The sequence below is a fragment of the Hymenobacter bucti genome, from assembly GCF_042681145.1.
Lineage (GTDB): Bacteria > Bacteroidota > Bacteroidia > Cytophagales > Hymenobacteraceae > Hymenobacter > Hymenobacter bucti.
In genome coordinates this window covers 1-1,330 of the sequence record NZ_JBHUFD010000024.1, presented here as the reverse complement: position 1 = coordinate 1,330, position 1,330 = coordinate 1, and the positions used below count along the sequence as shown (strand labels likewise).

The 1,330-nt window shown below is 54.5% G+C and carries 1 rRNA gene; it reads left to right on the top strand.

Features of this window, described 5'->3' with window-relative positions:
• Positions 1-1,330: ribosomal RNA gene (locus ACFSDX_RS25185) — 23S ribosomal RNA — on the top strand; the annotation flags it as partial.

The window sequence follows — 1,330 nt, the reverse complement described above, 5'->3', positions numbered from 1 at the left end:
CGCCGATAGACTAAGGTTTCCAATTCAACGCTAATCGGAATTGGGTTAGGCGGGACCTAAGGGATAGCCGAGAGGTGTACCCGATGGCAAGCCAGTTGATATTCTGGCCCCCGGTTGTAGAAGTGATGCAGGGACGCAGGAATGAAAGTACCGCGAGCGGACGGAAGTGCTCGTTAAAGCCCGTACCTATTGGCGGAGTAGTTAAGTACGCTCTGTTAGGGGAAAGGTGATAGTACTGCACGGGCTTCGGCCCACGCAGATAGTGTACCTAAGGACTGCCAAGAAAAGCTGCTAAACGTTGTATCTACATTCGGCCCGTACCGCAAACCGACACAGGTAGTCAAGGAGAGTATCCTGAGGCGCTCGAGTGAATCACGGCCAAGGAACTCGGCAAAATGGTCCTGTAACTTCGGGAGAAGGGACGCTTCCTCTGCGCAAGCAGAGAAGCCGCAGTGAAAAGACCCAAGCGACTGTTTAACAAAAACACATGGCTTTGCTAACGCGTAAGCGGACGTATAAGGCCTGACACCTGCCCGGTGCTGGAAGGTTAAGAGGGGAGCTTAGTCGCAAGGCGAAGGCTTGAATCGAAGCCCCAGTAAACGGCGGCCGTAACTATAACGGTCCTAAGGTAGCGAAATTCCTTGTCGGGTAAGTTCCGACCTGCACGAATGGTGTAACGATTTGGGTGCTGTCTCAGCCGTGAGCTCGGTGAAATTGTAGTCTCGGTGAAGATGCCGAGTACCCGCCACGGGACGGAAAGACCCCGTGCACCTTTACTATAGGTTGCCATTGGTGATGGGTTCAGTATGTGTAGCATAGGCGGGAGGCGTCGAAGCGGGGGCGCTAGCTCTCGTGGAGCCAACGTTGAAATACCGCCCTTACTGTGCCTGTTGCCTAACTCCAGCTTTGCTGGAGAACAGTGGCTGCTGGGTAGTTTGACTGGGGTGGTCGCCTCCAAAAGAGTATCGGAGGCTTTCAAAGGTCCACTCAATCCGCTTGGTAACCGGATGTAGAGCGCAATAGTAGAAGTGGGCTTGACTGTGAGACTGACTAGTCGAGCAGGGTCGAAAGACGGATATAGTGATCCGGTGGTTCCGCATGGAAGGGCCATCGCTCAAAGGATAAAAGGTACGCCGGGGATAACAGGCTGATCTCCCCCAAGAGCTCATATCGACGGGGAGGTTTGGCACCTCGATGTCGGCTCGTCACGTCCTGGGGCTGGAGAAGGTCCCAAGGGTTCGGCTGTTCGCCGATTAAAGTGGCACGCGAGCTGGGTTCAGAACGTCGTGAGACAGTTCGGTCCCTATCTGTGGTGGGCGTTGGATGATTG